At 34.0% G+C, this 26,411-nt stretch carries 26 protein-coding genes and 1 tRNA gene; 12 read left to right on the forward strand and 15 right to left on the reverse strand.

Annotated elements, in window-relative coordinates:
* The first annotated feature begins 7 nt into the window (after positions 1–7).
* The 3 genes from ACRHOC_RS11775 to ACRHOC_RS11785 are packed head-to-tail and all read left to right on the forward strand — an operon-like array spanning position 8 to position 1,908.
* Positions 8–1,414, forward strand: a complete 1,407-nt coding sequence (locus tag ACRHOC_RS11775; RefSeq protein ID WP_431158839.1) for an MBL fold metallo-hydrolase — start codon at positions 8–10, stop codon at positions 1,412–1,414.
* Positions 1,415–1,424: 10 nt separating this feature from the next.
* Positions 1,425–1,634 carry a YgaP family membrane protein gene (locus ACRHOC_RS11780; protein WP_431158840.1) on the forward strand — a complete coding sequence of 70 codons (210 nt, stop codon included), beginning with the start codon at positions 1,425–1,427 and terminating at the stop codon, positions 1,632–1,634.
* Position 1,635: 1 nt separating this feature from the next.
* The gene (locus ACRHOC_RS11785; RefSeq protein WP_431158841.1) at positions 1,636–1,908 is read left to right on the forward strand and encodes a heavy-metal-associated domain-containing protein; all 273 of its coding nucleotides are present in this window, start codon (positions 1,636–1,638) and stop codon (positions 1,906–1,908) included.
* Positions 1,909–1,932: 24 nt separating this feature from the next.
* Here ACRHOC_RS11785 and ACRHOC_RS11790 read toward each other — a convergent pair whose 3' ends face one another.
* The 9 genes from ACRHOC_RS11790 to ACRHOC_RS11830 form a co-directional block, all read right to left on the reverse strand.
* Entirely contained in the window at positions 1,933–2,208 is a 276-nt protein-coding gene (locus ACRHOC_RS11790; RefSeq protein WP_431158842.1) for an ATP-dependent Clp protease adaptor ClpS, read from the reverse strand.
* 7 nt (positions 2,209–2,215) lie between these two features.
* Positions 2,216–3,052 (reverse strand): 50S ribosomal protein L11 methyltransferase, encoded by an 837-nt coding sequence (gene prmA, locus ACRHOC_RS11795; protein WP_431158843.1) that lies wholly within the window; start codon positions 3,050–3,052, stop codon positions 2,216–2,218.
* A 216-nt stretch (positions 3,053–3,268) separates the two neighbouring features.
* Positions 3,269–5,482 (reverse strand): T9SS type A sorting domain-containing protein, encoded by a 2,214-nt coding sequence (locus ACRHOC_RS11800; RefSeq protein ID WP_431158844.1) that lies wholly within the window; start codon positions 5,480–5,482, stop codon positions 3,269–3,271.
* A gap of 147 nt (positions 5,483–5,629) precedes the next feature.
* Positions 5,630–6,265 carry a response regulator gene (locus ACRHOC_RS11805; protein WP_431158845.1) on the reverse strand — a complete coding sequence of 212 codons (636 nt, stop codon included), beginning with the start codon at positions 6,263–6,265 and terminating at the stop codon, positions 5,630–5,632.
* The gene (locus ACRHOC_RS11810; protein ID WP_431158846.1) at positions 6,255–8,156 is read right to left on the reverse strand and encodes a tetratricopeptide repeat-containing sensor histidine kinase; all 1,902 of its coding nucleotides are present in this window, start codon (positions 8,154–8,156) and stop codon (positions 6,255–6,257) included. Before ACRHOC_RS11810 ends, ACRHOC_RS11805 begins: the two co-directional genes overlap by 11 nt.
* 254 nt (positions 8,157–8,410) lie before the next feature.
* Positions 8,411–9,160: a triose-phosphate isomerase gene (gene tpiA, locus ACRHOC_RS11815; protein WP_431158847.1), complete on the reverse strand. Its 750-nt coding sequence runs from the start codon at positions 9,158–9,160 to the stop codon at positions 8,411–8,413.
* An 89-nt stretch (positions 9,161–9,249) separates the two neighbouring features.
* A complete protein-coding gene (locus tag ACRHOC_RS11820; protein WP_431158848.1) occupies positions 9,250–10,326 on the reverse strand; it encodes an ABC transporter permease in 1,077 nt (358 codons plus the stop codon).
* A gap of 2 nt (positions 10,327–10,328) precedes the next feature.
* Positions 10,329–11,423, reverse strand: coding sequence for a BT_3928 family protein (locus ACRHOC_RS11825; protein ID WP_431158849.1), 1,095 nt, complete (start codon positions 11,421–11,423; stop codon positions 10,329–10,331).
* A 14-nt stretch (positions 11,424–11,437) separates the two neighbouring features.
* Positions 11,438–11,983, reverse strand: coding sequence for a DUF1599 domain-containing protein (locus ACRHOC_RS11830; RefSeq protein ID WP_431158850.1), 546 nt, complete (start codon positions 11,981–11,983; stop codon positions 11,438–11,440).
* Positions 11,984–12,156: 173 nt separating this feature from the next.
* Between ACRHOC_RS11830 and folP the strand changes: the two genes are divergently transcribed.
* Genes folP through ACRHOC_RS11855 form a run of 5 tightly spaced genes read left to right on the forward strand, consistent with a single transcriptional unit; the run spans position 12,157 to position 16,054 of the window.
* Positions 12,157–12,984, forward strand: a complete 828-nt coding sequence (gene folP, locus ACRHOC_RS11835) for a dihydropteroate synthase (RefSeq protein WP_431158851.1) — start codon at positions 12,157–12,159, stop codon at positions 12,982–12,984.
* Positions 12,984–13,646: a hypothetical protein gene (locus tag ACRHOC_RS11840; protein WP_431158852.1), complete on the forward strand. Its 663-nt coding sequence runs from the start codon at positions 12,984–12,986 to the stop codon at positions 13,644–13,646. The genes folP and ACRHOC_RS11840 overlap by 1 nt, the downstream gene beginning before the upstream one ends.
* A 28-nt stretch (positions 13,647–13,674) precedes the next feature.
* On the forward strand, positions 13,675–14,457 hold the full coding sequence (cdaA, locus tag ACRHOC_RS11845) for a diadenylate cyclase CdaA (protein ID WP_431158853.1): 783 nt from the start codon (positions 13,675–13,677) through the stop codon (positions 14,455–14,457).
* The gene (locus tag ACRHOC_RS11850; protein WP_431158854.1) at positions 14,457–15,272 is read left to right on the forward strand and encodes a DUF3667 domain-containing protein; all 816 of its coding nucleotides are present in this window, start codon (positions 14,457–14,459) and stop codon (positions 15,270–15,272) included. The genes cdaA and ACRHOC_RS11850 overlap by 1 nt, the downstream gene beginning before the upstream one ends.
* 5 nt (positions 15,273–15,277) lie before the next feature.
* Entirely contained in the window at positions 15,278–16,054 is a 777-nt protein-coding gene (locus ACRHOC_RS11855; protein WP_431158855.1) for a DUF3667 domain-containing protein, read from the forward strand.
* On the opposite strand, the gene ACRHOC_RS11860 is transcribed toward ACRHOC_RS11855, so the two are convergent.
* Together ACRHOC_RS11860 and truA are read right to left on the reverse strand one after the other, a co-directional pair.
* Positions 16,055–17,824, reverse strand: a complete 1,770-nt coding sequence (locus tag ACRHOC_RS11860; protein ID WP_431158856.1) for an ABC transporter ATP-binding protein — start codon at positions 17,822–17,824, stop codon at positions 16,055–16,057.
* A 1-nt stretch (position 17,825) separates the two neighbouring features.
* Positions 17,826–18,593, reverse strand: a complete 768-nt coding sequence (truA, locus tag ACRHOC_RS11865) for a tRNA pseudouridine(38-40) synthase TruA (protein WP_431158871.1) — start codon at positions 18,591–18,593, stop codon at positions 17,826–17,828.
* Between the two features lie 73 nt (positions 18,594–18,666).
* Between truA and ACRHOC_RS11870 the strand changes: the two genes are divergently transcribed.
* Entirely contained in the window at positions 18,667–19,158 is a 492-nt protein-coding gene (locus ACRHOC_RS11870; protein WP_431158857.1) for a metallophosphoesterase family protein, read from the forward strand.
* Positions 19,159–19,222: 64 nt separating this feature from the next.
* Here ACRHOC_RS11870 and ACRHOC_RS11875 read toward each other — a convergent pair whose 3' ends face one another.
* Positions 19,223–19,633: a DUF4293 domain-containing protein gene (locus ACRHOC_RS11875; protein WP_431158858.1), complete on the reverse strand. Its 411-nt coding sequence runs from the start codon at positions 19,631–19,633 to the stop codon at positions 19,223–19,225.
* 217 nt (positions 19,634–19,850) lie between these two features.
* On the opposite strand from ACRHOC_RS11875, the gene rho reads away from it, so the two are divergent.
* Entirely contained in the window at positions 19,851–21,476 is a 1,626-nt protein-coding gene (rho, locus tag ACRHOC_RS11880) for a transcription termination factor Rho (protein WP_431158859.1), read from the forward strand.
* A 119-nt stretch (positions 21,477–21,595) separates the two neighbouring features.
* On the opposite strand, the gene rpsT is transcribed toward rho, so the two are convergent.
* The 3 genes from rpsT to proS all read right to left on the reverse strand — a co-directional run bounded on the left by rpsT (position 21,596) and on the right by proS (position 23,528).
* A complete protein-coding gene (gene rpsT, locus ACRHOC_RS11885) occupies positions 21,596–21,847 on the reverse strand; it encodes a 30S ribosomal protein S20 (RefSeq protein WP_431158860.1) in 252 nt (83 codons plus the stop codon).
* A 23-nt stretch (positions 21,848–21,870) separates the two neighbouring features.
* Positions 21,871–21,942: transfer RNA gene (locus ACRHOC_RS11890), tRNA-Glu, on the reverse strand.
* 107 nt (positions 21,943–22,049) lie between these two features.
* Entirely contained in the window at positions 22,050–23,528 is a 1,479-nt protein-coding gene (proS, locus tag ACRHOC_RS11895) for a proline--tRNA ligase (protein WP_431158861.1), read from the reverse strand.
* Positions 23,529–23,628: 100 nt separating this feature from the next.
* Between proS and ACRHOC_RS11900 the strand changes: the two genes are divergently transcribed.
* Together ACRHOC_RS11900 and ACRHOC_RS11905 are read left to right on the forward strand one after the other, a co-directional pair.
* Positions 23,629–24,723, forward strand: a complete 1,095-nt coding sequence (locus ACRHOC_RS11900; RefSeq protein ID WP_431158862.1) for a hypothetical protein — start codon at positions 23,629–23,631, stop codon at positions 24,721–24,723.
* A 37-nt stretch (positions 24,724–24,760) separates the two neighbouring features.
* The gene (locus ACRHOC_RS11905) at positions 24,761–26,281 is read left to right on the forward strand and encodes an OmpP1/FadL family transporter (protein ID WP_431158863.1); all 1,521 of its coding nucleotides are present in this window, start codon (positions 24,761–24,763) and stop codon (positions 26,279–26,281) included.
* Positions 26,282–26,411 lie beyond the last annotated feature (130 nt).

A 26,411-nucleotide genomic window follows, 5' to 3' on the forward strand; every position in this document is an offset into this window, starting at 1 on the left:
ACTAAAAATGAAAATTGAACAATTATATACAGGATGTTTAGCACAAGGTGCTTATTACATTGAGTCAGATGGTGAAGTTGCTATAATTGATCCGTTGAGAGAAACACAACAATATGTTGATATCGCAAATAAAAATAACGCGAAAATAAAGTACATTTTAGAAACACATTTTCATGCAGATTTTGTTTCTGGCCATGTTGATTTAGCTAAAAAAACTGGCGCTACAATCGTATTTGGTCCTGGAGCAAGTACAGACTACGCCATACATTCTGCAAAAGATGGTGAGGAACTCAAATTAGGAAAGATCACTATTAAAGTTTTACACACACCTGGTCACACTCTAGAATCGGTTACTTATTTATTGATCGATGAGGATGGTAAAGATCATGCTATATTTTCTGGTGACACCTTGTTTTTAGGAGATGTTGGTCGTCCAGATCTTGCCATAAAATCTGACCTCACTAAGGAGGATTTGGCAGCCATGTTATATGACTCCCTTAGAAATAAGATTATGACCTTATCTGATGACGTCATTGTTTATCCTGCTCATGGCGCTGGTTCTGCGTGTGGCAAAAACCTTAGCAAAGAAACAGTTGGTGTTTTGGGTGAACAAAAGAGGACTAATTATGCTTTGAGAGCAGATATGACTAAGGCAGAATTTGTAAAAGAGGTATTAGATGGTATTGCACCTCCACCACAATATTTTGCAAAGAATGCCATGATGAATAAAATGGGTTATGATGCGTTTGATACTATTTTAAACACAGGCGACACACCATTAACACCAGAAGAATTTGAAGCTTTAGCAAACCATGAGTCTGCATTAATACTCGACGTGAGACACCAAGATGATTTTGTAAAAGAACATATTCCTAATTCTATTTTCATTGGCCTCAAAGGGCAGTTTGCTCCATGGGTCGGTGCTTTAATTACCGACATAAAACAACCTATACTATTGGTTGTACCAGAAGGTAAATCGGCGGAAGCCGTAACAAGGCTATCAAGAGTAGGCTATGATAATACCCTAGGTTATTTAGAAGGAGGTATAGACGCTTGGAAAAAAGCAGGTAAGGAGACAGAAACTTTAGAATCTATATCTGCAGAAGAGTTTGCAAATAGAGCAAATTCAAACGATCTTAATATTCTCGATGTACGAAAAGATGGTGAATATAAATCCATGCATCTCGAAAATGCGCAACATTTTGCACTAGATTATATCAATGAACAAATGAATGAAGTAGATAGAGATAAAACGTATTATGTTCACTGTGCTGGTGGTTATAGATCCGTAATAGCAGCTTCAATACTAAAGGCTAGAGGTTTTCAAAATTTAGTTGATATAGCAGGTGGATTTGGAGCCATTCAAAAAACAGATTTACCTACTACTGACTTTGTTTGTCCATCAACACTTTAAATCAAACAATATGAAAAAAAACATGAGTAACACAGACAAAGGTATAAGAACGCTGATTGCTGTAGCAGTAGCGGCACTTTACTATTTTAATATCATTGAAGGTACATTAGCCTATATACTAATGGCTGTTGCAATTATATTTTTAATTACAAGTTTAATAAACTTCTGCCCTCTATATCGTGTTTTTGGAATAAGCACTTGTAAAATTAAAAGCGAATAAAATGACGTCTGCATCGATTAAAATACAAAACTTAAAATGTCATGGTTGTGCAAATACCATTACAACTCAACTTTCTAAACTCACTGGAATTGATAAGGTTGAAGTTAGTAATGAAACAGACCAAGTAAGCTTTATATATAATTCTCGTGAAGCACTAGCTTCCGCGAAAAAAAAATTATCGAACTTAGGATATCCAGTCGAAGGTGAGGCTAACCCCTTACCTAAAAAAGCGAAATCCTTCGTGAGTTGTGCTGTAGGAAGAGTATCAAAATAAATAAAACCGCTTAAAGGCGGTTTTTTATACAATTTCGGCACTTAATCCGGCTTCCAATAGTTTTGAGCATCTCGGTTTTAAATCCTCATAAGGCCCTGTTTTCACGGTACACTTACCTTTGTAATGCACAATAATTGAGCATTGTTCGGCCTGCTCCGGTGTATGATCACAAGCATAAATTAAGGTATCTATTACATGCTCAAACGTATTCACATCATCGTTGAACAAAACAATTTCGTTTTGATTCACAACTTGCTCGTCTAGTAGTAGTTCTTCTGATTGTTTTTCTTTAGGACTCATAACAAGACTAATTTATGAATTTTAAAGATACCCAATCCCCTCTTTTTATAGTTTCTTTCAATTTTAACATGTGAGTATTACATGCTTTCTCAATTAAAGGAATATCAATTTCATAGAATCCACTTAAGAGAAGGATCCCATTCTCACTGAGATGCGCTACATAAGTTGGTATATCGGCGAGTAGAATATTTCGATTTATATTGGCAATTATAACATCATAAGATTGACTATTTAATAGGGAAGTATCACCTTCAAAAACAGAAATGTTCTTACAATTATTTCTATCAACATTTTCAAGACTGTTTATATAGCACCAATTATCAATATCAATTGCATCTAAACGGGTTGCACCTACTTTTTCAGCAAGTATTGCGAGCACTCCTGTGCCACAACCCATATCCAACACAGATTTATTCTTAAAGTCATTCTTTAAAATATGTTGAATCATCATATGGGTGGTTTCATGATGACCTGTCCCAAAACTCATTTTGGGTTCTATAATGATATCGTATTTCGTATCTGGAGCGTCATGAAATGGAGCTCGAACAGTAACCAAATTGTCTACAACAATAGGATTAAAGTTTTTCTCCCACTCCGCATTCCAATTGGTTTGCTTTATTTCATTAAAACTATAGCTAATACTAAACTCATCAGATTTTAAAATCTGAATGTCCTCTAAAATAAACGAGTCCCAATGTTCTTTTTGAATATAAGCTGTTACACCTTCATTATTCTCCACAAAGCTTTCAAAACCCACCAAACCAAGCTCAGCAATTAGAATCTCAGATGCAGGTTGAAGTGGTTCAATCTTAAAATCGTAGCCTATATAAATATTGTTTGTCATATTACTATTATGTAGTTTGACAAAGATAAGGCAAATTAAACCCTAAGAATTCATTAAAAACTCTTATACTAAAGATTATTTGAACATCGAACTTAACTCAAGTAACATAAGGTTCAATTATCAATCTATTTCTATTGTTTTAATTAATAAAAAAGTAAAGTTAAGTCCTATAAAACCTAACCTTACTTAACAATCTATTTTAAAAATTTACCGAATCTATTTTTTAAGGATTTTCCCATTAATTACTGTCAAATCAGAAACTTCAAGTACATAAAAATAAACACCAGGATTTAACTGAGAAAGATTGATTGTTGACTGCGATAATTGATCTACATGTATTACCAATTTGCCTGACAGATCGTAGATTGAAAAATTGGTGTTACTTGTTTCAAAATTACCAGAAAATGGTAATTCTACATTTAATACATCAACAACAGGATTCGGATAAATATGTATTTCATCAAGCATAACCTCTTCAATTGACAATGCGGCATTTGCGCATGATGAAGTGCTCTGAACTTCTAAATAGCTTGGGTTATACAGATTATTAGCAATGATAAGCTCACTCTCCGAAACTTCAACACTTGCAATTAGACTTGACAAAGCACACAAATCGTAGAGATTCCCATTACCTTCATTAGCAAAAAAACCACCAATAGTTATTGCAATACTATTAAAATTACTAGTGCTACGGCCTGGTCCATAGAAAAAACAAGCGCCAATAGAGTTAACATTATTGAGACCTTCTAAATTTATTAATGACGTATTACCTTTTATTGTGAGACACTGTCCAATGGAGGTCAAAGCCTCTAATCCCATTAATGTGGTTAAGTTGGCATTGTTATTTATTGTTAATTCTCCTCCGACACTCGTTATATTGTCCAATCCTGTTAAATCTGTCAATACATTAGAAAAGGAAATTTCTAATGCTCCTGGTAGACTCGTTAAACCCTCAAATCCCGTAAGTGAATTCAAAACTTCACCTCTGATAGTAACATCACCGCCAATAGACATTAAATTACTTAATGCTGCTATTGAGGTTAAATCCGAATCTCTTAGATAGAAGTTTCCTCCTATTGAACTTAGCGATTCCAGTCCTGTTAAACTTATGATGTCATTGTTCATATCTATGCTCAAACCACCACCAATTGATACTAAATTATTGATTCCACTTAATGAAGTTAATGAGGTATTGCCTTCTATAGAAGCATAACCTCCTATGGAAACTAAATTCCCAAACCCCGAGAAATCAGATAACGACGGATTGTCTTCTATTAGAAAATAACTAGTAGTTGTAACTAAACTTGACAACCCTGTTAAGTCAGAAAGGGATAAATTATTATAAATATGTAAGGAGATTAATTGAGTAATACCTTGTAAGCCGTCTAGACTACTAAGAGAATTATTATATGAAATAAATAAGCTACCGCCAACTGTAGCGTTAGTCAATGCACTTAAATCTGTAAGACTGTCGTTAAATTGCAAACTAATGTCCTCTCCAATAGCCGTTAAGTTATCTAAACCATCTAAGCTTGTGATACTAGTATTATCGAATAAATACAATGCTTTAGACAGACTTGTAATATTTTCCAATCCAACTAAAGATAAAAGAGAGTTATTATATAATAAGGCTAATCCACCAACACTACTTAAACTTGACAACCCACTAAAATTTATCAAAGCTGTATTTGAAAATGTTAAGTCGTCACCGACAGTAGTTAACTGACTCAAAAAGTTTAGGCTACTAATATCTTCATTTATTGTGAGTGAATTCTGTACAGTTGAAAGAACATTAAAACCAGAAATAGAAGTTATAGCGTTATTGTTAATCGTAATACTTTCTAAAGTTTGCAAACCAGTAAAACCACTTATAGTTTGTAAACCATTATTGTATGAAATGGTTACTGTATTCGCATTTTGAATGGCATTTAAACCGTCTGCATCTGATAAGATATCATTACCCTGAATAACAACTATATTGTTACTAGAACTAACCGCGTTTAAAGCGGACAATGAGGTTAATGAATCATTATTATTTATAGTAATCCCACTGCCGACACTTGCCAAGTTATTGAGACCTGTTAGCGAAGTAAGACTATTATTGCCATAAAACTGAAGACTTCCACCAATGGTTGTTAAACCAGACAAACCAGCAACATCTGTAAGCTGAGTATTGTTATTAACAAATAGATTTCCACCAACTTGAGTTAGTGTACTAAGAGTAGTTAAATTAGAAATTGGTGTTGCTGAATTTTCAATGATAATTAAGTTTCCAGTGACTTCAGAATAGCTAAAATTATCTACATCTGACTGAGAATTCAAGGTTAAATCCCCATTATAAACCTGAGCATTTAGATGCATAACACAATTGATAAAAAGACAAAGGGTAATGATTTGAGGCAAACTTTTAAGACGTGTAATTGTTTTCATTTTTTTTGTTTTAAAACATCATTAAGATGAAGATTGTTTGATGTTTTAAAATTAAATTGAACGAGAAGGATACATTTAAGGGTATTCCCTTAAATAATAATTTAGTAGTATACCCTTAGATTTGAATTATACCAGACGAAATCTAAATTAAAGTAAACCGTGCTCAAGGGCTACCTTAATGATACCAATACTATTTTTTGCACCAAACTTAAGCATGATGTTCGAACGGTGTGTTTCAACAGTCTTAGGACTGATAAATAGCTTTTCTGAGATTTCTCGAGTAGTTAGTTCCTCTGAGATCGCTAATAAAACTTCTTTTTCTCGGCGCGTTAATTTGACATTTAAGCCATTACTAGATTTAGGTTTAGAATTTTGATAAAGTAGTTTATCTTTTATAGCCTTGTGCAAATAAATATCACCCGAAAGCACTGTTTTAAGGGCCTTTAGTATCTCTAACTTATCCGTATTTTTTAGCAGATATCCATGGACTCCATTTTTAAGCATTCGCTTCGCAAATGAGGCATCATCAAAATTTGTTAATGCTATAATTTTTAAATTTGGATATTGTCTAAGTAGTTGTTTACTAAGATCTATGCCATTAATATCTGGTAAATTTATATCTAGTAATAATACCTCTACATGTGATGATGAAATTCCATTCAAAGTTGAATTGGCATCAGGAAAAGCAGCAACAATATTTACCTCATCAGTTTCTTGAAGCATACTTTTAATACCATGCAATACCATTTCATGGTCATCAGTTATAGCTACATTAATACTCATCTAGTTTGTTTAAGTCAATTTCAAAAGTATAAGAAGTTCCTTTATTATTAGACATAAAATCTAATTCTGCATTTAAGTATTGAATTCTAGAATCAATATTAGCTAAACCAATGCCTTTATCATCAACATCATCCTTTTTAAAACCTATTCCATCATCCTCAACAGTTACCTGTAAGATCTGCGACTGAAAACTAACTTGTACATTAATTTCATTCGCCTTTGCATGCTTTACACTGTTAGAAACCAATTCCTGTATAATCCTTAAGATATTTATTTCTGCCTTCTTAGTTAAGGTAAATTCCTCACCTACAGCCTGAAACGTAATCTCCACTTCATTAGCTACATTCATACTATTGCAATACGCTTCAACAGCTTCAACTAAACTAAATTTTTCTAAGGAAGGAGGCACTAAGTTATGAGAAATTGCTCGTACTTGTTTACACGAGTCATCTATCATATTAATAGCTTCGTGAATTACCTTATTGTTCATTTCAATTAAGGAAGATAACTTGTATTTTATAGCTGATAAATCACCATTAACACCATCATGTAATTCTTTAGCTATTCTAAAGCGTTCTTTTTCTTCTCCTTCGATAAGTGCTTCCAAAGACCTAATTTGATATTCTCGCTTTAAGGTCAAAAACTCTTGCTCTTTTCGTTTCTGCTTCTGTTTATACACAGCCCATATTAGTAGAGCACCTATTATTAGGAATCCAATAGCACCAAGCATGTAATTTTGAACCGTTTTCTTTTTCTGAATTTCTGCTTCCTGTTTTTGAATTTCTAACTGCTGCGTAGCAATTTCTTTATCCTTTTTCTCAGTTTCAAACTGTTTCTGAAGTTGATTAATGGATTTAATGTTTTGCTCGTTAAAAAGTGAATCCTTGGTAACAATATATAAAGACTGAAACTCGTAAGCTTTTTTGAAATTATTATTCAACGCATAATTATCAGACAATCCTTCATAGGTGTTTTTAATATCTAATAAGTCGCTAGATTCTCGCAGTATATCAAGAGCTTTGTTATAAAATAGTACAGATTGTGGAATATTATTTTCATTCTTATAAAAACGACCTAAATCATTGTATAGAGGAACTAATTTCCCAACATAGTTTATGCGTTCATAATAGGTTTTTGCCTTTAAATAATTACTTAAAGCTCTATTTTTATCAGAACTAAGAAATGATCTACCAATAGCATAATATGCGCCTCCCAAAGCCAAATCTTCCTTTATCTGCTGAGCAATTTCTAATGATTGATACGCATAATTTCTAGAGGCTATCGTATCCTTCATTCGCAAATATATTTCAGCCATATTATTTAAAGTATTGACTTGATTACGCTGATCATTTTTAGCCTTAAAGATGGCGCCTGCGCTCTTATAATTGGCAACCGATTCTTCATATCTATCCATATCACCATAAATATTAGCAATACTGTTATATGTTGAGGCCATTGCTGAAGAATCTTTTTTATGCTCAAATATTTTTAAGATCTCTAAATATTTCCCTAGACTTTTCTCATAATCACCAAGATTACGATGTATGATAGCAACTTGAAATAATGCATATGCCTTATTGGTGGAGTCTTTCTCAAAATATTTAATATTCTTTTCCAAATGACCCAAGGCAACCTCATTATTACCACTTACACGTTCTAATAAGCCATATAAAAAATGACATTTAGCCTCTGAATCCTTGAATCCAGATTGCTTCGAATAGTACATTGCACTATCAAGATATATCCTACTTAATCCTAAATCATTATAACGTCTCAAAGCATTAGTAGACTCTCTGTAAAAGCGCGTCGCTTTCAGACTATCTGACTTAATGCCTTGTAGTTCTAGAGCTATACTATCCTTATAGACTTCAATGTCTTGTGCGGTTCCCATTAAAGAAATAAAGCACCAAAAAAATAAAATCTTATATCTCAAAACGATTAGAAGGTATTTATGAGTTCCTATAAAAGTAGATTAAATTACTAAAAACCAACATTTAATCAATACAATAAATATGAGCAAGATAGTTGGCTACAGTAAAAAAAATCTAAGGGTATTCTCTGAATAATATTATTAAGGGTATACCCTTAACAAAAAAGCACCTGCAGAATGCAGATGCTTTGTGGCTTAATTATATTTTAAATATTTTAAAACGCGTTTACAATCGCATAGAAATCCTCAGCTTTCAACGATGCGCCTCCAATAAGACCACCATCAACATCTGGCTTTGAAAATATTTCTTGTGCATTATTAGGTTTCACACTACCTCCATATAAAATAGAAACAGATTCAGAGACCTCTTCACCATATTTTGAAGCAAGCGTCTTACGGATAAAAGCATGCATGTCTTGTGCTTGTTCTGGTGTAGCCGTTTCTCCTGTTCCTATAGCCCAAACTGGCTCATAAGCTAATATTATGTGCTTAAAGTCTTCGGCTCCCAAATGAAAAAGCGCATTTTTAATTTGGCTTTCCACAACGGCCTCCTCATTGCCAGCCTTACGATCTGCCAATTCTTCACCAAAACAAAAAATGATATCCATACCATTTGCTAAACCAGCATCAACTTTCTTAGCTAAAGCCTCATCAGTTTCGTTGAAGTATGCACGTCTTTCACTATGTCCCAGAATAACGGTTTGAATTCCAATACTTTTTAACATCCCAGCACTTATTTCACCTGTGTAAGCTCCATTTTCTGCGAAGTGCATGTTTTGCGCTATAACTTCAATATTATGTTGTCTAGTAGCTTCGAACGCATGCCATAAATTCGTAAATGTTGGCGCGATCATAACCTCAGCGTCAGACCCTTTCGTTTGTTTTTTTAATTCAACAATTAAAGATTCCGTTTGAATAAGTCCATTGTTCATTTTCCAGTTTCCAGCTACGATTTTTCTTCTCATTTTATTTTGAATTGAATTTCACTTTGATTTAATAATCACAAAAATAAGCTATTCATAATGAAGCTTAAATGATTTATTTCATGATTTATCTAATACAATTTCACCCTCGGATCTAGCCAAGCATATATTAAATCTACTAAAATATTTATTGTTATAAAGATAATTGCAACCACGAGTACAGCACCCATAATTACAGGAAGATCAAGGGTATTTAATGCATTGACAATTTCTTTCCCCAAACCATTCCAACCAAATATATATTCCACAAAGACAGCACCTGCTAACATTGAAGCAAACCAACCAGATATTGCAGTTACTACAGGATTCAATGCATTTTTAACAGCATGATTCTTAATAACCTGAAACTCACTGAGGCCCTTTGCTCTTGCAGTTCTAATATAATCTTGAGACAGAACCTCTAGCAGAGAATTACGCATTAATTGAATGACCACAGCTAATGGTCGGATTCCTAAAACCAAAGCTGGGAGAATAAGGTTTTTCCATTGAATGGTCATTTTCTCACCAAAATCATCTAACTCATAAAGGCTTCCTGTCATTTCAAGATTTGTAATTTCATGGAGGACAAATCCAAAAAACCAGGCAAATAATATGGCACTAAAAAAGGACGGAACACTCATACCCAATGTACTTAATATCTGTATGAGTTTATCTAGCCAAGTGTCTTTATACAAGGCAGATATTATTCCTAATATTATACCTAAGGTAATGGCTATCATAATTGCGGATACTGCCAAAACAAATGTATTTGGTATTGTTTCTCCAATAACCTGAGTTACTTTTTTACCTTGCTTTGTAAAGGATTCTCTAAGGTAAGGTGTCTTTAAAACTGTGGTAGTATTCCCAACAGACCATAACTCAACGGCATTATATTTCTTAGGTGCTAAATAGGTATAATTACCTGAAGCATTAGAGTGGAAGGATACTGGCGACAAATCATTTAGATAATAAAGATATTGCTTACCAATTGGCTGATCAAAACCATACTTTTTTTTAACGGCTTCAACTTGTTCGGCCGATTGATTTTGTCCTAGCATCATTTTAGCAGGATCTCCAGGAAGAATTGTAAACAAAAAGAAAATTACTGTAACGACACCCATTAATGTTATAAAGGCGTACAGTAATTTATGTAATAGGTATCTCGCCAAAACTAAAATTCAAGGTCCTCAATATCATTCCAATGTGCCTTATTCATAACGGTTCCCTTATTAAGAATAACCACACCTGGATTAGAGCGTACGATGGTCTTTATCACCTTCTCGTCGCAAAGGAAAAAATCAAAATTCAAATTATATTCTTGTTTTACCTTTTGCTTTTCTGCATCACCGGATGATGTCAGTCCTATTACGGTGTAACCTGCTTTAATGGCATCATTAGTAAAGGCCTTCAATTTAGCGACACCCTCATCTTCTGAAGACGTAATATTATACATCGCTATGATTACGAGTTTATCCTTTTCTAGAAAGTAGGACGTCAAATCTTCATCATTAGATTCAATAGAAAAATCTTGAATTGGTGGTATGTAACCTTCGTCAATGGTTTTAGTCTCTACACCAATATACTCACCATCAACCGATGGATAGCTTCCGTTAGTAACAAACTCTTGCTCCTCTCCATTAACATTGAAAGTCCACGTATATTCTAAAATTGGCTTTGGTGCATCCTCTGGAATCACCATTTGTTCTTGAATGTTTTTCCCAATAGCATATGCTCTAAAATCAATTGATGGTAAATGCATCAATACATGGTAACCAAACCATAACGAAATTAAAAAGCTTAATAGCGCAATAATAGTTGTTGGCAAAGCTTTAAAAAGCGGTTTAATGTGTTTAAGTCCAAAAAATAGGATGAGAATAAGAACCAAGAGAATAACATCTTTAGTAAAACTCTCCCAAGGTGTTAATTTTAAGGCATCTCCAAAGCAACCACAATCTTTTACTTTATCAAAATATGCAGAATAAAAAGTAAGAAACGTAAAGAACACGATCATAGCCAATAAACTATAAACCGTAAATTTTGGTTTATACCCAATCAATAGAAATACACCGAGTACAACTTCGAAGACAACTACAAAAACTGAAATTAATAAGGCATATGGAATTAAAAATTCCATGTTCAACACATCTGCACCAAAGTATTCTTGTAGTTTATAAGAAAACCCAAGAGGGTCATTCAATTTTATAAAGCCAGAAATAATAAACAGGACTCCGACAAAGATTCTACTAAGTTGTACTAGAAATTTCATAATCTTATTATTTCTTAAGCGTTTGATTCCCCTAAATGGATCATTGCAAAAACTGCATAATTGATCATATCTTGATAATTAGCATCAATCCCTTCACTCACTAAGGTCTTACCTGCATTATCTTCAATTTGCTTAACACGTAACAATTTTTGCAAGATTAAATCGGTTAAAGAACTCACACGCATATCACGCCAGGCTTCACCATAATCGTGGTTTTTGTCTAACATCAATTGCTTCGTCAATTCAATCTTTTCATTATAAAGCAAAGTTGCTTCATCAGTATCCATATCTGGTTGTTCAACAACACCTCTCTCTAACTGAATAAGGGCCATAATGCAATAGTTAATGATACCAATAAACTCGCTTGCCTCACCTTCGTCAACTTTTCGCACCGCGTTTTGTTGCAGACTTCTAATACGTTGTGCCTTTATAAAAATTTGATCTGTTAACGAGGGTAAACGCAAAATACGCCATGCACTTCCATAATCACTCATCTTATTCTTAAAAAGGTTGCGACACTTTTCTATCACAGCATCATATTGTTTTGAGGTATCTTGCATTATTGTAATACGCTATATAAAATTAGTTAGTCAAATGTATTATGCTCGTTAACGTTGAGCGATAAAATTAAATACTCTAAAAAGGCATAAAATTTCCGTAAATTTCGCATAAATAAATCAGAAGTTCAAAGTTTGACGTTTAAAGTTTACCACCACGTTTTTTACCCATAATTATGACCATAAATTGTAAAGGAAATTTAATTGATATCAGTACTCCAAAAGTAATGAGTGTACTTAATGTTACACCAGATTCCTTCTACGATGGTGGAAAATACAAAGATGAAAGTGAGATTCTAAATCAAGTTGAAACTATGATTTCTGACGGTGCCACTTTTATTGATATTGGTGGTTACAGTTCTAGACCAGGAGCATCAGAAGTAAGTGTGGATGAAGAAACCAATCGTGTTATTCCTGTAATAGAATTAATTCTGAAACAATTTCCAAGTACACTTATTTCGGTAGATACGTTTAGAAGTGAGGTAGCGCGAAAGAGTATTGAAGCTGGTGCCTCAATTATTAATGATATCTCAGCTGGTCATATCGACAAAAACATGATACCAACCATTGGCGAACTGAATGTCCCTTACATAATGATGCATATGCGAGGAACGCCTCAAACGATGCAACAGCAAACAGATTATGAAGATTTAGTAAAAGACATTAACTTTTATTTTGCTGAACGCATTGCTTTAGCTCACGAGGCAAAGGTAAATGACATCATAGTTGATCCTGGGTTCGGCTTTGCCAAGACCTTAGAACAAAATTTTGAACTTCTTAATAAAATGGAGTTGCTTCAAATCATTGGGAAACCTGTTTTAGCTGGTGTATCAAGAAAATCTATGATTTATAAAACGCTTAATACAACCAGTGATAAGGCCTTAAATGGAACCACAGCCTTAAATATGGTTGCCCTTCAAAAAGGAGCAAAAATACTTCGTGTACATGATGTTAAAGAAGCAAATGAATGTATTACACTTTACAACCAACTCAATTCAAATTAATGAAACCCATTTATTTGTTATTTCTATCATTTCTTTTGCTTGGCTGTGCAAATGAACGTGTTTTAGAACTACCTGAAATTGAAAATGCAGAAATCACTGAGGTATTAGACGTTTCACCAGCGTATATATTTTATGATGAATCGCAACCAGATTCTACTTTATTTAATCGAAAAAATTTAATAGGTACAACAAACTGGTTGGTAAATGTTGACACGCGTTTAAGTTTAAAACAAGCTATTCCTCATTTACAGTATCTTCAAAATAAAAGACGTAAGGCTTCCATGCACAAAAATGAAGCGGCAAAAAACTACTTTACCTGCAATAATACCAATAGCAAGAATTTAGGATTTATCGATTTTACAGATACCACCTTTCTGACAGAAAACTTAGAGATAAATGAAAACTCAAATGAACTCTGCCATCTTATTGTAGAAAGCATGGATGATATTATGATACGATCACTATCTAACAAAATCTATGAAGCTAATTTTAAAAATCTTGAAGCTACACTTTCAGAAGCGTATAAAGAAGATCCAGGCCTCAAAAAACTATCATTATATTTTAACGAAAACCTTAGTTTTCAAGATTATATAGATATAAAGAATTCACTTTTACCGTTTGCAAAAAATACCTCAAACATTGAATTCGTATTTAAACCTTAAATTCTTAAATTAGCAAAAAGCACCTGCCTTGGAGGATTTACAACTTTGGGATTTTAGATTTATAGACTTTGTCGATGTCTTCCTTGTTGCCATTCTCCTCTATTACATCTATAAGCTTGTTAAAGGGACTGTTGCCATAAATATCTTCATTGGTATTTTAATCATCTATCTGGCTTGGCGTTTAACCGATTACCTTCAGATGCATATGCTTTACAGCATTTTCGACGGTTTTATGAAGGTAGGTATTATTGCTTTAATTGTTGTCTTTCAACCCGAAATCAGAAAATTTCTCCTTCTAGTAGGATCTACCAATATCGGCGGAAAAAAAGGCATCTTTAAAAACTTCAAGTTTCTTAAGAACGAAGACCAAACCACTACAGATGTTGATGCTATTATTAATGCTTGTAGTAGAATGGGAGCAACCAATACAGGCGCATTAATTGTCATTGAGCGTAATAATAATCTCGACTTTCTCATCAATACTGGTGATGCTATGAACATTTTAGTATCACAACCCATAATAGAAAGTATATTCTTTAAAAATAGCCCTTTGCACGATGGTGCAATTATCATCGAAAAAAACATTGTAAAAGCCACTCGTGTAATCCTACCTGTTAATAATGAAAAGAATATTCCTGAACGTTTTGGATTAAGACACAGAGCTGCGGTAGGAATAACAGAAAAAACAGATGCTGTTGCTATTGCAGTAAGTGAGGAAACCGGACAGATTTCATATATAAAAAATGGAGGTTTTGAAATGTTTAAAGACACACACGACCTCATTGAAAAAATTAAAAAGGATTTGGCCTAGTGAAATGTAAGAATTGTGAAACATCGATAAAACAAAACCAAAAGTTTTGTGACAATTGTGGTGCTCGAATCATTAAAAATCGTTTAACACCAACAGTTTTAGCGAAACAAGTTAACGAGCAGTTTTTATCTATTGACAATAAACTTCTAATAACATTTATTGATTTATTTAAGTGTCCAGAACAGGTGATAAATGGATATATAAATGGTACACGGAAAAAATATATTGATGTTTTGCAATATTTTGCACTTGCATTAACACTTGTCGGTGTTCAAGTTTTTTTAATGAACTCTTTTTTTAAGTCTGAACTCGAATCAACATTTGAATCATTAAGAGCTTTTGAGTCGGCTACAGGAGGCGCTAAAAACCCCATCAATTCTACAATTAATTCACAATTTGAAAGCTTCGAGGAAATAAATAATTATCAGAGTGTTTTTTATATCCTATCCATACCACTTTATGCATTTGGAAGTTGGGCTACCAATTTTTTGATAAAACCTGTCTATAAATATAATTTTACCGAACATTTGGTCGTCAACATCTATTACTATGCACAGGTTATCATTATCACTGCAGTTTTATATATTTTATTTTTATTTCTTGGGTTAGACTATTTAGTAATATCTGGCGTTGTTACCGTTCTTATTTTTATCTATCATTTTTACACTTTAAAACGGGTCTTTCAACTAGATTTTTGGAATGGTGTTGCTTTTTATCTATTGGTAATGGTTGCATTTGGTATTATAGGAGCAATAATAGGAATTTTGATTCTTATCGCTGGGTTTTTATATGGCTATTTTGGCGCCATTAAATAATAATTATGAATTGTAAGAATTGCTATACTAAACTATCTGAACACGATGATTACTGCCGTAATTGTGGAGGACGTGTCATCCGAAATCGTCTCAGCTTTAAAAACCTCTTTGAGCATATCAGCGAAACTTTTTTTAATTACGATAATAAGTTACTGAGAACGTTTATAGACTTATTAACCAAGCCCGAGGCTGTAATTGATGGTTATGTTAAAGGTATAAGAAAACGATATGTAAATCCCTTAAGTTACCTTGGAATTGCTCTTACGCTTTCTGGTATCACTTTTTTCTTAATGAAGAAAGCGAATTTTCATATTGATGTGGATGTTTTTAATCAAGGTATGGATGAAGCCACTAAAAATAAAATTGGAGATATGTCATCTGAGTATTCGTCCTTTTTCTTTTTGTCGTACATACCAATTCTAGTTATTTCTAGTTGGTTAATTTTAAAAGAAGTTAAATATAATTTTACTGAGAGGACCGTAACGTTCATTTATGGTATGGCAGAATTCAGTCTTATGACGACTATTCCATCAATTTTGGTTATGTTTTTATTACCTGAGCATTACATGAGTTTTTCCTTCTTCTCTTTATTGATTCTAGGAATTTATCTGATGTGGTTATTGTACCGACTAAGTAAATTAAAGGGTATTACATTTTTTGCACAAATACTTGTATTCTTATTCTTATTTGTGATTCTTTTCTTTGGATTTTATCTCGCAATTACCGTAATTGGATTTTTAACTGGGGAACTAAATATTCAAGATTTTGCCCCTAAAAAATAATTAGATAGGTTCAGCTTTTAAGAACTGAACTTCGTAAAGATTTTTATAATAGCCCTCCTTTTTCTTGATTAGTGATTTGTGTGTACCTATCTCTACGATTTCACCGGCATCCATAACAATAATTTTATCAGCCTGTTGGATAGTTGCTAATCGATGCGCTATTATAATGGACGTTCTACCCTTGGTTATTTTGTCCGTCGCATCTTGTATAAGTTGTTCTGAATAGGAATCAACTGAGGAGGTAGCCTCATCTAATATGAGTATACTAGGATTGGTCACATACGCCCTCAAAAACGAAATTAATTGACGTTGACCAGAAGAAAGCATAACACCACGCTCCTTAACATTGTAATGATAACCACCTGGTAAGCTCGATATAAATTCATGAATACCTATTGCCTTTGCTGCAGTAACTACATCCTCTTCCGTAATGTATTCATTATTTAAGGTAATGTTATTCAATATGGTATCAGCAAACAAAAAAACATCTTGCAACACCACAGCAATTTGGTTACGCAATGAGTTTAAAGTAAGTGCTTTTATATCGTTGCCATCAACTCTAATTGTGCCAGAATCAATATCGTAAAAACGATTCAGTAAATTAATAATCGTAGACTTACCAGCACCAGTTGCGCCTACAATAGCAACGGTTTCACCGGCTTCAACATTAAATGAAATACCTTTTAAAACTTCCTCATCTTTAATATAGGAAAACCTTACATTATCAAATTCGATATCGCCTTTAAAATGATTAGCAATTTGTGTTCCTGTATCGTCAATATTTGAGTCCGTATCTAAAACTTTAAATACACGATCTGCAGCTACCATACCCATTTGAAGTGTATTGAACTTATTTGCAATCTGATACAATGGTCTAAACAACATTGGGATGAACATGGTGAATGAAATAAGATCACCTAATGTAGTGCCAGGAATAGAGGACACCACACTAAAACCACCAATTAAAATTACTAATGCCATAGTCACCGAAGACACAAATTCTGCTACTGGAAAGAAAATCGAATTATACCAAACGGTTTTTAACCATCCTTTTTTGTGACGCTCATTAATGGCCTTAAACTTTTTGTATTCAATAGCTTCACGCGTAAAAAGCTGAACAATTTTCATCCCTGTAACACGCTCTTGGACAAAAGAATTTAAATTTGATACTTCGGTCCTTACATCCTCAAAAGCACGCTTCATGTACTTTTGAAAAATCTTAGTTGCAAAAACAATTATTGGCATGGCCACAAAGACTATTAAACTCAATTTTAAGTTGATAAACGCCATAAATCCAGCAACAACAGCCATCTTTAAAATATCACTGAAAATCATAAACAGACCTTGACCAAAAATATCTGCGATACGCTCCATATCGGTCACGGCTCGTGTAATGAGAACACCAACAGACGACTTATCGAAATAAGTCATTTTAAACTTAAGCATATGCCTAAAAAGCTTAACTCTAATATCTTTTACCACAGACTGTCCTAACCAACTAGCATAGTAAATAAAGAGCAGTTGTGATACCACCTCAAATATTAATAAAGCCAGCATTATGACCATGTAAAAAACAAAGCCATCATATTTTTTATTCGCAATCTTTACATCAATAGCCTCTTTTAAAATGTAAGGCCTTAAGGCTCCAAATATGGCTAAACCTATTACGCAGACAAGCGATACAATAAATACAGTACGATATGGCTTTATATATTGTAACAAGCGCTTAAATAGCGAAACATCAAATATTTTCTTTCCTTCTTCTGCCATATTATGCTGAAATTAAATCAGAATCCACTATAAATATTTCTTGAGGATAAACAATATCAACTAAACTTAATCCTTGAGCTGGGACTGAATAGCCTGCTTCACCTCTATCCTTACTTTCAATTATACCATGCAGATCCTGTGGCTTCAATTTACCCAATCCGATATTAATCATGGTTCCCACTATTGCCCTAACCATATTTCTTAAAAATCGATCTGCTGTAATTACAAACAATAGGTTACCTTGCTTTTCATACCATTTGGCTTCCTTAATCTCACAGATATAGGTTTTTACATCTGTATTAACTTTAGAAAAACATTGAAAATCCGTGTACTTAACTAAAATAGCACAGGCTTCATTCATTGCATTTAAATCTAATGACTTTGTAAGCTGATAGGCATAGTCATATGAAAAAACATCTTTTTGAGTGCTCACTTTGTAATGATAAGTCCTACTTTTTGCATCAAAGCGTGCATGTGCATTATCCTTTACCATATGAATCTTTGAAATAGCAATATCCTTTGGCAAATAAGAATTAAGCTTATATGCTAAATGAGATAAATCTATTGGTGCATCAAAATCAAAATGTGCATACATTTTTGCGGCATGTACTCCTGTATCTGTTCGACCTGCACCTACAATAGCAATAGGACTTCCAAGCAAGGTGCTTAGAGCCTTTTCGAGGACTTCTTGTACGGTTATCGCATTCGGCTGATTTTGCCAACCATGGTAAGCCTTACCATTGTATGATAGCTCTAAAAAATATCTCAAAAGAATACCTATTTTTGCTTTTGTCAAGACAAAGATAAACAGATTTCATACTTATAATCACAATATTATCTTAATGCAAAAAATACTCCTACTCTCCGATACACATAGCCATATAGACGATGATGTATTAAAATATGTAAAGCAAGCTGATGAAGTTTGGCATGCTGGAGATATTGGTGATTTATCTGTAACTGATGCCATTAAAAAACACAAACCATTGAGAGCAGTTTATGGGAATATAGACGATAGTCGGATTAGAGCTGAATTTCCGCTTCACAACAGATTTAATTGTGAAGGTGTTGATGTATGGATAACTCATATTGGAGGGTATCCTCCAAAATATAATGGTCGCGTTAGAGAGGAGTTGATGTGTAATCCTCCAGATTTATTTATTTGTGGTCACTCCCATATCCTTAAGGTCATTCCTGATAAAAAAATAAATCTATTACATATGAATCCTGGAGCCATTGGTAAGCATGGATTTCATAAGGTAAGAACAATGCTACGTTTTATTATTGATGGCAAGGACATTAAAAATTTAGAAATTATAGAATTTAAAAGATAACAAAAGAAAAACCCAGACGACAGCGTCTGGGTTTTTCGCACTAATACTACTAAGATTTTAGGTTCTAACGTAATCGATCTACAGATTTTACAAGATCTTCATCCTTTTTAATAGCCTTGTTAGCCAAGGCTAAACACACAATAGAAAAAACAGGAAGAAGAATCCCAATACCTTTCTCAGAGACATCAGCCTCTCCAGATAAGTTTAGAGATTGAGTTACAAAGATTCCTAGTAAAATAAAGTTTAATATTATATTAAGTCGACCCAACATAAACTGAGTCTTTCTATTTTTAAAACTAAAAATCGAAATTAAAGATAATAAAGCAGAGCCAAAATACAAGCCTAAATACAAGTAATTGTCTTTAGCAAAAACTGAAACACCTTCATTGTTTGTCCAGAGTTGAAAAACAAAAATTAAGCCTGCAGAAATTACGACTGCTAGTATTAAATATAATGTCTGAATTCTTTGAATCATATCTTTTTTTCAAAAAAGCTCTGCAAAATTAGGGGTTTATTTTTTAAAAAGATAGAATTTATTTTAAAATAAAATTGTATTATTGCATTGCAATGCACAGGCGAATTCATCGCAAGCATGCAATCTTCCGAATTAATTTCACTTTTTTTCTTTTTATTTCATTTAGAAAATTTTGAGTTAATAATATCGAAACTATAATATTATATCACATATACAAATGTTTGAAATTTCCCAGCTAAAAGCTAAGAAGCTTCCTGAACTACAGGACATAGCGAAACAACTTAATGTTCCTAAGTATAGAAGCTTAAAAAAGTTAGACCTAGTCTACCAAATCTTAGACTATCAAGCAGCAAATCCAGAAGCTGTTAAAGCAAAGGTTGACGTAAATGCAGACTCTGAAAAACAGTCAAATAATCAAAGACAAAAACGTAACAGAGTACAAAGACAACCACAAGAAAATAACAACGCACGTCACAACAATCAAAAAAACAAGGATCAGAAAAACAAAGATCAATCTCAAAATAATCCTAAGGATAATAAACCTCAGGATAATAGTGGGCGTGAGAAAAATGAGGATAAGTCCAACAACAGAAATGAGGACAACAAAAGATCCAATAATCAAAACCACGATAATCGACAAAATAGATCCAAAGATCAAAACCGCAACAATTCAAAAAATAATGGTAACAAAGACAACAGAAATCGTTACAGAGAACCAGATTTCGAATTTGATGCCATTATTGAAAGTGAAGGTGTCTTAGACATTATGCAAGACGGTTATGGTTTCTTAAGGTCTTCAGATTATAACTATCTCACTTCTCCTGATGATATTTATGTATCGCAATCTCAAATTAGACTGTTTGGTCTTAAGACTGGTGATACAGTATTAGGTCATGTAAGACCTCCTAAGGAAGGTGAAAAGTATTTTCCTTTAATTAAGGTGAGTAAAATAAATGGTCAAAACCCACAGGTTGTAAGAGACCGTGTTGCATTTGAACATTTAACACCACTTTTTCCTCAAGAGAAATTTAATATTGCTGAAAGACAATCTACAATCTCTACAAGAATAATGGATTTATTCTCTCCTATCGGAAAAGGACAACGTGGTATGATTGTTTCTCAACCTAAAACAGGTAAGACCATGCTTCTAAAAGATGTTGCTAATGCTATCGCAGCAAATCATCCAGAAGTATATCAAATGATATTGTTGATTGATGAACGTCCAGAGGAAGTTACAGATATGCAACGAAATGTACGTGGTGAAGTTATTGCTTCTACTTTTGATAAAGAAGCCCACGAACATGTTAAGATTGCTAATATTGTTTTAGAAAAAGCAAAGCGTTTGGTAGAATGCGGTCATGATGTAGTAATCTTATTAGATTCTATTACCAGGTTAGCACGTGCATACAATACAGTACAACCAGCTTCAGGTAAAATATTATCTGGTGGTGTCGATGCAAATGCACTTCATAAGCCTAAACGTTTCTTTGGTGCCGCTCGTAATATTGAGAATGGAGGCTCATTAACAATTATTGCAACAGCATTGACTGAAACCGGATCTAAAATGGATGAAGTTATTTTTGAAGAATTTAAGGGTACAGGTAATATGGAGCTACAATTAGATAGAAAAATATCAAACAGACGTATCTTCCCTGCAATTGATCTTACCAGTTCTAGTACGAGAAGAGATGACCTATTACTTGATGACAATACCATTCAAAGAATGTGGGTAATGCGTAAATACTTAGCAGACATGAATCCGGTTGAAGCAATGGAATTCATTAATGACAGATTTAAACAAACTCGAAATAATGAAGAATTCCTTATTTCAATGAACGGATAAACAACTCATACTAAACATTAAAAAAACCTCAAGTGATTCTTGAGGTTTTTTTATTTATATCTGTAAATAAAAAAAGCCTTTCAACTTGGAAAGGCTCTTAAATATTTTAATGCTATCGCTTATAAAGCAGCGACGTGCTTGGTCAAATTACTTTTTAAGTTACCAGCTTTATTAGCATGTATTACATTTTTCTTAGCTAATTTATCAATCATACTAATTACAGAAGGTAATATTTTCTGAGCCTCTTTAGCATCAGTTATTTCACGTAACTTCTTTATAGCGTTACGCGTAGTCTTGTGCTGGTATCTGTTAAGCACACGTCTTTTTTCGTTACTTCTTATTCTTTTTAAAGCTGACTTATGATTTGCCATTTTATTTTTCTTATTAAAAGTTGTAGCCCGTAGGGGAATCGAACCCCTCTTACCAGGATGAAAACCTGGCGTCCTAGCCGATAGACGAACGGGCCATTTGGTTATTTAACTATTTAAATGAACCTACAATGTTTCCATTGCGGATGCAAAAATACAACTATTTTTAAATGTTGCAACAACTAATATATTTTTTTTACTTTTTTTAATACGCCTTAGCAAAAAGAACACGCTGTTTAGAAGGGTTTCCGCTATAAACACAACTACCAGCCTCAGTATCACCATCTAAAGGAATACAACGTATTGTGGCCTTAGTTAGCTCTTTTATCTTTTGTTCGGTTTCAGCTGTACCATCCCAATGTGCAGATATAAAGCCAGCTTTTGTTTCTAAAACATCTTTGAATTGATCAAAAGTTTCAACCTTTGTAATATGTGAGTTTCTATATTCTAAGGCTTTAGTAAATAAATTCTCCTGAATTTCTTCTAGTAGATCCTCTACAACAACACTCAGTCTATCTAAAATTACCGTCTGCTTGGTAAGATTATCTCTTCTTGCAAGCTCTACAGTTTCATCTTCGAGATCTTTTGGCCCAATGGCAATTCTCAAAGGCACACCTTGTAATTCATGTTGTGCAAATTTGGCACCTGGTCTTAATGTATCGCGATTATCAAATTTAACAGAGATACCACGTTCCTTAAGATCACTAATGATGCTCTCAGCTAAGGTTGCAATCTTATCAAATTGCTCATCGTTTTTATAGATAGGAACAATTACGACTTGAAAAGGTGCTAAATTTGGTGGTAATACCAATCCTTTATCATCACTGTGCGTCATAATAAGAGCACCCATTAACCTAGTAGACACACCCCAAGATGTTGCCCAAACATAATCTTGCTTCCCTTCCCTATTGGTAAACTTAACATCAAAAGCTTTTGCGAAATTCTGACCTAAAAAATGAGATGTACCTGCTTGTAAAGCTTTACCATCTTGCATTAAGGCTTCAATACACATAGTTTCATCCGCACCTGCAAATCGCTCACTCTCTGTTTTTAAACCTTGAATGACAGGAATAGCCATAAAATTTTCTACAAAAGTTGCATAGACATTATTAATAAGCTTAGTTTCTTCCCATGCTTCATCTTGAGTAGCGTGTGCAGTATGCCCTTCTTGCCATAAAAATTCTGCTGTTCTCAAAAATAAACGGGTACGCATTTCCCACCGTACAACGTTTGCCCATTGATTAACTAAAATAGGTAAGTCTCTATATGATTGTATCCAACCTTTATAGGTATTCCATATTATAGCTTCACTCGTAGGTCTTACAACTAATTCTTCTTCTAATTTTGCTTCAGGGTCTACTCGTAGCTTTCCTTCTCTGTCAGGATCATTTTGCAACCTGTAATGTGTTACAACAGCGCATTCCTTGGCAAATCCTTCAGCATTCTTCTCTTCAGCCTCAAACAAACTTTTGGGTACAAAAAGTGGGAAATAAGCATTTTGATGACCTGTCTCTTTAAACATGCGATCTAATTCTGCTTGCATTTTTTCCCAAATAGCATAACCATAGGGCTTAATTACCATACAGCCTCTAACGGCAGAATTTTCTGCAAGGTCTGCTTTGACTACCAGTTCATTATACCATTTTGAATAATCCTCAGCTCTACTAGTAAGATTTTTACCCATTTTCAAAGTTTTGGCACAGAAATTGTGCTATTATTAAATAAAAAAATAGTTGCGCAAAACTAACTATTTTTGCTATGTTCAACAATAAAATAGAAGAGATATGCAATTTAAAACCAATACAATTCAAAAATTGCCATTTTTTGTTGCTCTTGGTCTTATGGCCGTGATAACCTCGTGTGGTCCTTATCAATACGTAGGTTACGACAATGATGGTATTTACTCATCAAATGAAAATGAAGATAATAATCTTGTTGAACAACCAGTTGCAACTACTTCTACTGATGATTCAAACTACTACTCAAATTATTTTGCAGAAAATAAAGCACAATTAGATGCTTACCAATCTGAATCTGAAATCTTTACTGACGTGGATTCATATTCTAGTGATTATACCGAAAAAGTACAAGATTCTTTAGAACAAGTACAACCTTATGGTGGCTGGGGACAAAATAATAGTACTGTTACCATAAATGTTATAGATAATGGCTTCTGGGGTTGGAATGATCCTTGGTTATGGGGCGCTGGCTGGGGCTGGGGCTGGAACAACTGGGGCTGGGGTAGACCTTGGCGCTGGGGCTGGAATAATTGGGCCTGGGGAGGACCTTGGGGCTGGAATGCTGGTTGGGGCTGGAATGCAGGCTTTGGCTGGGGCTGGGGCTGGAACAATTGGGGCTGGGGTCCTGGTTGGAGTAATTGGGGATGGCATAATGGCTATTATGGTAACCCAAATCGATATGCTCTTAATTACGGAAGACGAGGCGCTTCATTTTATAACAGAAACCTTAGTAGTGTTGGACGAAGTAACGCCGCAGTATCCCGTCGTAATTATTCAACAAGCAGATTATCTAATGCGGTAACCAATACAAGAAGAGTTAGATCAAATAATAGTTCTGTCAACCGTAGTTCTGGTATGAGATCGAGCAATGGAACAAGAGTGACTAGACCGAGTCGAACGATGAGAAACTCAACTTCTACTCGTGCAAGTTCTCCTTCTGGAGCATCTACAAGGTCATCTGGTACTATGAGATCATCACGTAGCTCAAGGTCGAGTGGAGTGAGATCTTCAGGAAGCAGTCGCTCAAGATCTTCAGGAAGTATGCGATCTTCTGGAAGCATGCGTTCTTCAGGTGGTTCGAGATCCTCTGGTGGTGGATCACGTTCATCAGGTGGACGAGGCGGAAGAGGAAGAGGTTAAGACTAAAAAGAAAATTCCGAACTAAATTTTATTTACAATGAAAAAACTACTTATGCTGGGCATAGGCTTGATAAGCTCGTCCATAATTTTAGCTCAAGATATTACTGATGCTGTTCGATATTCAATGGATGAAATTCAGGGAACTGCGAGATTTAGAGCCATGAGCGGTGCATTTGGAGCCCTTGGAGGTGATATGTCTGCTGTAAACATCAATCCTGCAGGATCTGCTATTTTTAATAATAGTCATGCATCCCTAACATTAGGCTATTTCGATGAAAATAGTGATGTTACCTATTTCAACACTACCAATAGCGCTTCAAATAATAATTTTGATCTAAATCAATTAGGAGCAACCTTTGTTTTTATAAATACGAATCCTAATTCACCTTGGAACAAATTCACATTTAGTATGGCTTATGACCGTTCAGCTGATTATGACAGAGATTGGCTGGCCAGTGGTGTTAACCCAACTACTAGTATAGGTGAATATTTTTATGCCTATGCAGATGGCCAAAGGTTAGATGAAATTTCTGCCTTACCTGGCGAAACTATATCTGAGGCCTATAATGAAATTGGTAGATTTTTTGGTTTCGGAAACCAACAAGCATTTTTAGGTTTTGAAGGCTTCATTTTTGATCCTGTTATGGATACAGACGATAATACAGCATATACCAGAAATTTTGCTGGAACAAATTTTCAACAAGATTATGCGTTTGCTAGCCGAGGATATAACGGAAAATTAGCTTTCAATTTAGCATCAAGCTATGAAGATCGATTATACTTTGGAGTAAATCTTAATGCTCACTTTATTAATTACGAAAGAAGCACATTTCTTCGTGAAACGAATGATAATGCAACCTCTTCAATAAGACGTGTTGATTTTGAAAACAATCTTCTTACTACTGGTAGTGGTTTTTCCTTTCAACTTGGTGGTATTGCAAAATTAACTGAAGAATTCCGTGTTGGATTATCCTATAATTCACCGACCTGGTTTAGAATCAATGAAGAGACCTCACAATATTTAGCCACAACCCGAATTGAAAATGGGACAAGTATAAATCAAGTTGTTAATCCAAATGTTATCAATATTTTTCCAGAATATAGATTACAAACTCCAGGAAAATTAACAGGAAGTCTGGCTTATGTATTTGGTCGTAAAGGATTATTAAGTTTTGATTATTCGGTTAAAGACTATGCTAATGCGGAATTTAGACCTACATCTGATGTATTCTTCTCAGATCTTAATAATGACATTACTAATAGGCTACAAAATGCTGTATCTTATAGATTTGGTGGAGAATACAGACACAAACAATTTAGTTTTAGAGGTGGCTATCGATTTGAAGAAAGTCCATACGCTGATAATACCTTTTTCGGTGATCTTACAGGATATTCTTTTGGTTTAGGTTATAATTTTGGTAACGTTACAGCTGATTTTTCATTCAGTCAAGCGGAACGAGATCTTAACTATCAATTATATAATGTTGGATTAACTAGTGAAGCAAATATTCAATCTCGTTTCACTGATGTAGTCTTATCATTAGCCTTTAATATTTAAAAGACGAACAGAATAAAAAAAGGCCTGAATTTAAATTCAGGCCTTTTTTTTATATTCAGTACTTATCTCTTTAAAGTAAAATGGGCTCTGAGCTCCCTTCTTTGGTTGCTCACCGGTTCATCGTACTCTA

Source organism: Winogradskyella poriferorum (assembly GCF_050618035.1).
GTDB lineage: Bacteria > Bacteroidota > Bacteroidia > Flavobacteriales > Flavobacteriaceae > Winogradskyella > Winogradskyella poriferorum_A.

Bases quoted from the DNA above. Each gene is read 5' to 3' on its own strand.
- ACRHOC_RS11840 (WP_431158852.1), top strand. From the start codon at position 12,984: ATGAAACCCATTTATTTGTTATTTCTATCATTTCTTTTGCTTGGCTGT.
- ACRHOC_RS11805 (WP_431158845.1), bottom strand. From the start codon at position 6,265: ATGAGTATTAATGTAGCTATAACTGATGACCATGAAATGGTATTGCAT.
- ACRHOC_RS11855 (WP_431158855.1), top strand. From the start codon at position 15,278: ATGAATTGTAAGAATTGCTATACTAAACTATCTGAACACGATGATTAC.
- ACRHOC_RS11825 (WP_431158849.1), bottom strand. From the start codon at position 11,423: ATGAAATTTCTAGTACAACTTAGTAGAATCTTTGTCGGAGTCCTGTTT.
- ACRHOC_RS11790 (WP_431158842.1), bottom strand. From the start codon at position 2,208: ATGAGTCCTAAAGAAAAACAATCAGAAGAACTACTACTAGACGAGCAA.
- ACRHOC_RS11875 (WP_431158858.1), bottom strand. From the start codon at position 19,633: ATGATTCAAAGAATTCAGACATTATATTTAATACTAGCAGTCGTAATT.
- prmA (WP_431158843.1), bottom strand. From the start codon at position 3,052: ATGACAAACAATATTTATATAGGCTACGATTTTAAGATTGAACCACTT.
- ACRHOC_RS11810 (WP_431158846.1), bottom strand. From the start codon at position 8,156: ATGGGAACCGCACAAGACATTGAAGTCTATAAGGATAGTATAGCTCTA.
- ACRHOC_RS11780 (WP_431158840.1), top strand. From the start codon at position 1,425: ATGAAAAAAAACATGAGTAACACAGACAAAGGTATAAGAACGCTGATT.
- rho (WP_431158859.1), top strand. From the start codon at position 19,851: ATGTTTGAAATTTCCCAGCTAAAAGCTAAGAAGCTTCCTGAACTACAG.
- folP (WP_431158851.1), top strand. From the start codon at position 12,157: ATGACCATAAATTGTAAAGGAAATTTAATTGATATCAGTACTCCAAAA.
- ACRHOC_RS11785 (WP_431158841.1), top strand. From the start codon at position 1,636: ATGACGTCTGCATCGATTAAAATACAAAACTTAAAATGTCATGGTTGT.
- ACRHOC_RS11860 (WP_431158856.1), bottom strand. From the start codon at position 17,824: ATGGCAGAAGAAGGAAAGAAAATATTTGATGTTTCGCTATTTAAGCGC.
- ACRHOC_RS11900 (WP_431158862.1), top strand. From the start codon at position 23,629: ATGCAATTTAAAACCAATACAATTCAAAAATTGCCATTTTTTGTTGCT.
- tpiA (WP_431158847.1), bottom strand. From the start codon at position 9,160: ATGAGAAGAAAAATCGTAGCTGGAAACTGGAAAATGAACAATGGACTT.
- ACRHOC_RS11775 (WP_431158839.1), top strand. From the start codon at position 8: ATGAAAATTGAACAATTATATACAGGATGTTTAGCACAAGGTGCTTAT.
- ACRHOC_RS11870 (WP_431158857.1), top strand. From the start codon at position 18,667: ATGCAAAAAATACTCCTACTCTCCGATACACATAGCCATATAGACGAT.
- proS (WP_431158861.1), bottom strand. From the start codon at position 23,528: ATGGGTAAAAATCTTACTAGTAGAGCTGAGGATTATTCAAAATGGTAT.
- ACRHOC_RS11830 (WP_431158850.1), bottom strand. From the start codon at position 11,983: ATGCAAGATACCTCAAAACAATATGATGCTGTGATAGAAAAGTGTCGC.
- ACRHOC_RS11800 (WP_431158844.1), bottom strand. From the start codon at position 5,482: ATGAAAACAATTACACGTCTTAAAAGTTTGCCTCAAATCATTACCCTT.
- ACRHOC_RS11905 (WP_431158863.1), top strand. From the start codon at position 24,761: ATGAAAAAACTACTTATGCTGGGCATAGGCTTGATAAGCTCGTCCATA.
- rpsT (WP_431158860.1), bottom strand. From the start codon at position 21,847: ATGGCAAATCATAAGTCAGCTTTAAAAAGAATAAGAAGTAACGAAAAA.